We start from the raw sequence: 6,775 nt of genomic DNA on the forward strand, positions 1-6,775 counted from the left end.
GGCGGCACACCGCCCGCCCCTCGGCTCCCGCCATCGGGAGCGGCCCGTCGGCCCGACCCGCTCCCGCGGAGCGGTCCGTCGGCCCGAACCCGCTCCCGGGAACCGGCCCATCGGCCCGAACCCCTCCCCGGGGACTGGTCCGTCACCCCGAACCCCTGCCGGAGACTGGTCCGTCGTCCCGGACCCCTGCCGGGGACCGGTCGGTCGACCCGAGCCCGCGGCCAAGTTCAGGGCATGTTGACCCACTCGTCGGTGCCGTCGGTGAAGACCTGCCGCTTCCACACCGGCAGCCGGCGCTTCACCTCGTCGACGAGTTCCGAGCACACCGCGAACGCCTCGCCCCGGTGATCGGCCGACACGGCGCACGCCAGCGCCACGTCCCCGATCGCGAGCGCGCCCACCCGGTGCGACACGGCGACGGCCCGCACGCCGGCGAACCGGCCCACCACGTCCGCCACCACCTCGGCCACCACCGCGCCGGCCGTCGGGTGCCCGACGTACTCCAGCTCGCGCACCGAACGCCCGTGGTCGTGGTCGCGCACCACGCCGGCGAACGTCACCACCGCGCCCGCCGCCGCGTGCTCCACCAGCTTGGCGTGCTCGTCCACCGACAGCGGCTGCTCGCTGACGGTCGCGCGCAGGACCTCGGTCATGCGTGGTCACCTCCGGCCACCTGGTCGACGGCGTGCTCGAGCAGGGTCCCGAGCACCTCCAGCCCGTCGCGCACCCCGCCGGTCGAGCCGGGCAGGTTCACCACGAGCGTGCGGCCCGCGACACCCGCCACCCCCCGCGACAGCACGGACGTGGGCACGCGTGGCCAGCCTGACATGCGGATGGCGTCGGCCACACCCGGCACCTCGAAGTCCAGCACGGACCGGGTCGCCTCCGGGGTGCGGTCGGTGGGGCTGATGCCCGTGCCGCCGGTCGTGACGACCACCGCGACCCCGTCCGCCACGGCCGCGCGCAGCGCCTCGGCCACCGGCTCGCCGTCGGGCACCACGACCGGGTCGGGCACGTCGTAGGACCGCTCGCGCAGCCACGCCGCGATGATCGGCCCGCCGCGGTCGGCGTACACCCCGGCCGCGGCCCGGTTCGACGCCGTGATCACCCGTGCGGTCCTGGCGGTCACGGGCGCTCCCACAGGCCGCTCTTGCCGCCTTCCTTGCGCTCCACCCGCACCGCGTCCAGCGACGCCGCCGGGTCGACCGCCTTCACCATGTCGTGCAGCGTCAGGCCGGCCACGGACACCGCCGTCAGCGCCTCCATCTCGACGCCGGTGCGGTCGGTGGTGCGGACGGTCGCGGTGATGCGCACCTCGCCCTCGCCCAGCGCCAGGTCCACCTTCACCCCGGACAGCGCGATCGGGTGGCACAGCGGCACCAGCTCCCACGTCCGCTTGGCCGCCATGATCCCGGCGATGCGGGCCGTGGCGAGCGCGTCGCCCTTGGGCAGCCCGTCGCTGCCCAGCAGCGCCACCACCTCGTCGGTCGTGCGCAGCACGCCGGACGCCACCGCCGTGCGCGTGGTCGGCTCCTTCTCGGACACGTCGACCATGCGCGCCGCGCCGGCGGCGTCCAGGTGGGTGAACTCGTTGCCCATGCCGTGATTATCGCCGCCGCGCGGGAACGGCGGCGGCCAGGCGGCGACTACGCGGCGACCACGCGGTGACTAGGCGGTGGCGGACTCCGTGGCGGCCTTCCGCACGGCTTCCGCGACCGCGGGCGCGACGGAGGCGTCGAAGACGCTCGGCACGATGAACGACGCGTTGAGCCGCTCGCCGTCGACCACGTCCGCGATCGCGTTGGCGGCGGCGATCAGCATCGAGTCGGTGATCGTGCGGGCGTGCGCGTCGAGCAGGCCCCGGAACACGCCGGGGAACGCCAGCACGTTGTTGATCTGGTTGGGGAAGTCGCTGCGCCCGGTGGCCACGACGGCGGCGTGCTTCTGCGCCTCCATCGGGTCGATCTCCGGGTCCGGGTTGGCCAGGGCGAACACGATCGCGTCGGAGTTCATCGTGGCGACCTGCTCCGCGCCGAACAGGTTCGGCGCGGACACGCCGATGAACACGTCCGCCCCGACCAGCGCGTCGTGCAGCCGACCGCTGACGTTGTCCTTGTTGGTCGCCGCCGCGATGGACTTCAGGTTGTCGTCCAGGCCCGGCCGGTCGCGGTGCACGATGCCGTCCACGTCGACCGCGACCACGTCGCCGGGCTGCTGCTTGAGCAGCAGCCGGATGATCGCGCTGCCCGCCGCGCCCACGCCGCACACCACGACCTTGCAGTCGGAGATCTTCTTGTTGACCACGCGCAGCGCGTTGCGCAGCGCGCCGACGACCACGATCGCGGTGCCGTGCTGGTCGTCGTGGAAGACCGGGATGTCCAGCTTCTCCCGCAGCCGCGCCTCGATCTCGAAGCAGCGGGGCGCGGCGATGTCCTCCAGGTTGATGCCGCCGTAGACGGGGGCGATCAGCTCGACCGCGCGGATGATCTCCTCGGTGTCCTGGGTGTCCAGGCACACCGGCCAGGCGTCCACGCCGGCGAACTTCTTGAACAGCGCGGCCTTGCCCTCCATCACCGGCAGCGCGGCGGCGGGGCCGATGTTGCCCAGGCCGAGCACGGCGGAGCCGTCGGTGACCACGGCGACCGTGTTGCGCTTGATGGTGAGGCGGCGCGCGTCGTCCGGGTTCTCCGCGATGGCGGTGCAGACCCGGGCGACGCCGGGGGTGTAGGCGCGGGAGAGGTCGTCGCGGTTGCGCAGCGGCACCTTGGACGAGATCTCGATCTTGCCGCCGAGGTGGACCAGGAACGTCCGGTCGGACACCTTGCGCACCACGATCCCGGGCAGCAGGCCCAGGGTGTCGGTGATGTCCTTGGCGTGGTTCGCCGACAGCGCGTTGCACGTGAGGTCGATGATCACCCGGTCGGTGTGCGACTCGACCACGTCGAACGCGGTGATCACCCCGCCGGCCCGGCCGACGGCCGACGTCAGGTCGCCGGCGGCCGACGCCGACGGCGGGGCCTCCAACCGGACGGTGATCGAGTACCCAGGGCCGGGGACCGGCATCGAACCTCCCAGAACGGCACAGCTCAAGAGGCGTCGAGCGTAGTCCGCGCGAAAATACGGAACGCGCGCGGCTCGGCAGCCGCGCGCGTTCGCGCCTAGCGGTTGATCTCGGTCACAGGGTGGCGGTAGCCCAGCTCTTCGGCGGGCAGCGGGAAGGTGACCTTGCCGAACGGGGACAGCGCGCCCTGCACGTCGCTGGCCAGCTCGGAGACCGCGTACTTGCCGTCGGCCGGCGGCTCCGGCCAGTGCGGGTCGATGCGCTCGGGGCGGGCCTTGGCCACGGTTCCTCCTCGGTGGTGCCTTCGTCGGGACCAGTGTGCCTCATCCGCGCAGGTGGCGGTCCGGGTGCCCGGTGCGACGAGGGCCGCGCCACGATCCGGTTCCCGCACCGCCCCCGCGACGCGCGGGCCGCCGGTCGCACCAACCCGGTCCCGCATTTTCGCGGTCCGGTCGGGCGAATTCCGCTTTCGGCACGCGGCAGTGCGCCGTAAGGCGCAGCAATCACCACCGATCGGCATCGCCGCCGGCAGCGAAAGGATTCTTGCCCCTGCCCGATCACCGCAGGTACGCTGCGAGAAGCCGCGAAATATGCCCGCCGCTGTTGCACCCCGCCGCCGACATCACCCGGCGAAACGGAAGGGCACCATCGTGAAATACCGCTTGATCGCCATTCGCGTGGCGACCTCGTGCGCGGCGCTGTGCGCCTTCGCGCTCCTCGCGGTCGGCATCGCCTCCACCACACCACCCGCCACCGCGTCCGCCGCCGACGCCCTCGTCTCCGGCACCCTCCTGCCCACCACACCTCTCCCCACGTCCACGACCTCCCCGGCGCCGGACAAGGCACACCTGTTCAACCCCAACTCGGGGCTGTGCCTCAACGTGGCCAACGGCAGCATCGACCCCGGCGCCAGGACCGAGATTTACAACTGCCTCGACAATCCGGTCGAGGACTGGGTGTTGAACGACCAGGGGCAGCTCTACAACCCGAATTCCGGTTTGTGCCTCAACACGGTGAACTACGACGTCAAGCCGAGCACCCGCACCGAGATCTGGGCGTGCAACGCGAAGGTCGCGCTCTGGTCGTTCAACGGGAAGAACCTGGTGCACAAGCAGTCCGGCCTGTGCCTCAACACGGTGAACTACGACATCAAGCCGGGCACACCCACCGAGATCTACTTCTGCAACGGCAACCCCGCCGAGTCCTGGAGCTGGTGGCGGTTGTGAGGCGCGGCCGGGGGTCGGCGCGCGGCAGGCCGCCGACGACCCCCGGCGGCGAGCGGATACCGTGGTGAGGATGGCCGGCACGACCCTCGCCGAGTGGCTGCGGGCGCAGGACGACACCGCGCTCGTGGCGCTGCTGCGCGCCCGGCCGGACCTGGCCACCCCGCCGCCCGCCGACACCACCGTGCTGGCCACCCGCATCGGGTCGCGCGCGTCCGTGGCGCGGGCCTGCGAGGACCTCGACACGCTGACGTTGACGGTGCTGGAAGCGCTGCTCGTGCTGGACGCCGACCTCGCGCCGGTGCCCCGGTCCGCGGTGCAGGAGCTGTTCGGCCCGACCGACATCGGCCCGGCGCTCGACGCGCTGCGCCTGCGCGCGCTGCTGTGGGGCGGCGACCACGCGCTGTCCACCCCGCCCGCGACCCGCGACGCGGTCAACCCGTTCCCCTGCGGGCTGGGCCGCTCGGTGCCGCGCCTGGCCGACGCCGATTTGTCCGAAGTGGACCCCGACGAGCACCGCGTGCTCCAGACCCTCGCCGCGGGGCCGCCGATCGGGCAGACCAAGGACGCCGCGCACGTCGTCTCGCTCGCCAACGCCCGGACGCCCATCCAGAAGCTCCTCGCCCGCGGCCTGCTCGTCCGGCGCGACAACCAGACCGTCGAGCTGCCGCGCGAGATCGGGCTGAAGGTCCGGGGCGACCGGCCGCTGGGCGCGATCCGGACCACCGAGCCGCCGCTGACGACGTTCCGCCGCGACGTCGCCGACGTCGACCACACCGGCGGCGGCGAGGCGTTGGAGCTGTCGCGGCACGTCGAGGCGCTGCTGCGGAGCTGGTCGGAGGAGCCGCCCGCGGTGCTGCGGTCCGGCGGGGTCGGCGTGCGGGAGCTGCGCCGGCTCGCCAAGGACCTCGACGTGGACGAGCGCCGGGCCGCGCTGCTGGTCGAGCTGGTCGTCAACGCGGGCCTGGTCGCCGACACCGAGGGCCTCGAACCGGAGTGGGTGCCGACCACGCAGACCGACGCGTGGCTGGTCGCCGCGCCCGAGCACCGCTGGGCGACGCTCGCCCAGGCGTGGCTCGACCTGCCCCGGCTGCCCGGCCTGATCGGGCAGCGCGACGACCGCGACCGCCTGCTCAACCCGCTCGCACCGGAGCTGAACCGGCCGGGCGCGCCCCGGGACCGCCGGCGCATCCTCGAAGCCCTGGCCGCGTTGGCCCCGGGCACCGCCGTGACCGACCCGGACGAGCTGGCCGCCGTGCTGGCGTGGCGCGCGCCGAGGCGGGGCGGGCGGCTGCGCGACGAGCTGGTGCGCTGGACCGTGGAGGAGGGCACGCGGGTCGGCGTCCTGGCGCACAACGCGATCACGTCGCAGGGCCGCGCGCTGCTCACCGAGGGGCCGGGCCCGGCGGCGAAGCGGCTGGCCGACGCGCTGCCCGCGCCCGTGGACCACGTGCTGGTGCAGGCGGACCTGACCGTCGTCGCGCCCGGCCGGCTGGACCCGGAGCTGGCCGACGAGATCGCGCTGGTGGCCGACGTCGAGTCGGCGGGCAGCGCCACGGTGTACCGGGTGCGGGAGAGTTCCGTGCGGCGGGCGTTCGACGCGGGCCGCAGCGCGGGCGACCTGCACGAGATGTTCCGGTCGCGGTCGCGCACCCCCGTGCCGCAGTCGCTGACCTACCTGATCGACGACACGGCCCGCAAGCACGGTCGGCTGCGCGGTGGCGCGGCCGGGTCGTTCCTGCGGTGCGACGACCCCGTGCTGATCGCCGAGGTGCTGGCGCACGCGGCGGCGGAGCAGCTGGCGCTGCGCCGGATCGCGCCGACGGTGCTGGTGAGCCCGTTGCCGTTGGCGGAGGTGCTGGACGGGTTGCGGGCGGCCGGTTTCGCCCCCGCCGCCGAGGGGCCGGACGGCCACGTGCTGGACCTGCGGGCCGGCGGGCGGCGGACCGCGGCCAAGGGCCGGCGCCGGACGGCGCAGCCGGGCGCGGCGTCGGACGAGCAACTGGCCGAGCTGGTGCGGCTGGTGCGGGCGGGCGACCGCGCGGCGACGACCTCGGGCGGCGCGCGGGTGTCCGTGCCGGGGCACCTGGGCGCGGGTCCGTCGGCGACGCTGGCGTTGTTGCAGCGCGCCGCGCGGGAGGGGCGCAGCGTGCTGGTCGACTTCGTGGACGGGCACGGCACCGCGGCCCGGCGCGTGATCACGCCGCAGGCCGTGGGCGGCGGCGTGCTGGAGGGCGTGGACGTGAGCTACGGCGAGGTGCGCCGGTTCCCCCTGCACCGCATCACGTCGGCCGCCCTGGTCGAGGACGACGGAGCGTAACCACCCGTCGGGGACTGTTGATCACCTGATCGGCGACCCGGGGAGGTCCTAGCGTCGAGTCACGGCCCTCCGCCGACAGCGGAGCGCCGGGGCACCACACGCGCGCGTCGAACGGCCGGGTGAACCCCGCCCGCTCGGGCACGTCGAAGGGCGGCCTCCTACGAGGAGACC

The 6,775-nt window shown here is 74.1% G+C and carries 7 protein-coding genes; 2 read left to right on the forward strand and 5 right to left on the reverse strand.

Going from position 1 to position 6,775, the window contains the following annotated elements:
* Positions 1-227 precede the first annotated feature (227 nt).
* The 5 genes from ACFXGA_RS02555 to ACFXGA_RS02575 form a co-directional block, all read right to left on the reverse strand.
* Positions 228-653 carry a molybdenum cofactor biosynthesis protein MoaE gene (locus tag ACFXGA_RS02555; RefSeq protein ID WP_378083665.1) on the reverse strand — a complete coding sequence of 142 codons (426 nt, stop codon included), beginning with the start codon at positions 651-653 and terminating at the stop codon, positions 228-230.
* Positions 650-1,129, reverse strand: a complete 480-nt coding sequence (locus tag ACFXGA_RS02560) for a molybdenum cofactor biosynthesis protein B (RefSeq protein WP_378083666.1) — start codon at positions 1,127-1,129, stop codon at positions 650-652. Before ACFXGA_RS02560 ends, ACFXGA_RS02555 begins: the two co-directional genes overlap by 4 nt.
* Positions 1,126-1,599, reverse strand: a complete 474-nt coding sequence (gene moaC / locus ACFXGA_RS02565) for a cyclic pyranopterin monophosphate synthase MoaC (protein ID WP_378083667.1) — start codon at positions 1,597-1,599, stop codon at positions 1,126-1,128. Before moaC ends, ACFXGA_RS02560 begins: the two co-directional genes overlap by 4 nt.
* A 69-nt stretch (positions 1,600-1,668) precedes the next feature.
* Positions 1,669-3,063, reverse strand: a complete 1,395-nt coding sequence (locus ACFXGA_RS02570) for an NAD-dependent malic enzyme (RefSeq protein ID WP_378083670.1) — start codon at positions 3,061-3,063, stop codon at positions 1,669-1,671.
* A 95-nt stretch (positions 3,064-3,158) separates the two neighbouring features.
* On the reverse strand, positions 3,159-3,344 hold the full coding sequence (locus ACFXGA_RS02575) for a hypothetical protein (protein ID WP_378083671.1): 186 nt from the start codon (positions 3,342-3,344) through the stop codon (positions 3,159-3,161).
* Between the two features lie 367 nt (positions 3,345-3,711).
* On the opposite strand from ACFXGA_RS02575, the gene ACFXGA_RS02580 reads away from it, so the two are divergent.
* Together ACFXGA_RS02580 and ACFXGA_RS02585 are read left to right on the forward strand one after the other, a co-directional pair.
* Complete coding sequence (locus ACFXGA_RS02580; RefSeq protein WP_378083673.1) at positions 3,712-4,287, forward strand: RICIN domain-containing protein; 576 nt, start codon at positions 3,712-3,714, stop codon at positions 4,285-4,287.
* Between the two features lie 70 nt (positions 4,288-4,357).
* Entirely contained in the window at positions 4,358-6,604 is a 2,247-nt protein-coding gene (locus ACFXGA_RS02585; protein ID WP_378083675.1) for a helicase-associated domain-containing protein, read from the forward strand.
* The last annotated feature ends 171 nt before the right edge of the window (positions 6,605-6,775 follow it).

It is taken from the genome of Actinosynnema sp. NPDC059335, assembly GCF_042752395.1.
GTDB lineage: Bacteria > Actinomycetota > Actinomycetes > Mycobacteriales > Pseudonocardiaceae > Actinosynnema.

Coding starts and splice junctions, on each gene's coding strand:
- ACFXGA_RS02555 (WP_378083665.1), bottom strand. CDS start 653: ATGACCGAGGTCCTGCGCGCGACCGTCAGCGAGCAGCCGCTGTCGGTG.
- moaC (WP_378083667.1), bottom strand. CDS start 1,599: ATGGGCAACGAGTTCACCCACCTGGACGCCGCCGGCGCGGCGCGCATG.
- ACFXGA_RS02570 (WP_378083670.1), bottom strand. CDS start 3,063: ATGCCGGTCCCCGGCCCTGGGTACTCGATCACCGTCCGGTTGGAGGCC.
- ACFXGA_RS02585 (WP_378083675.1), top strand. CDS start 4,358: ATGGCCGGCACGACCCTCGCCGAGTGGCTGCGGGCGCAGGACGACACC.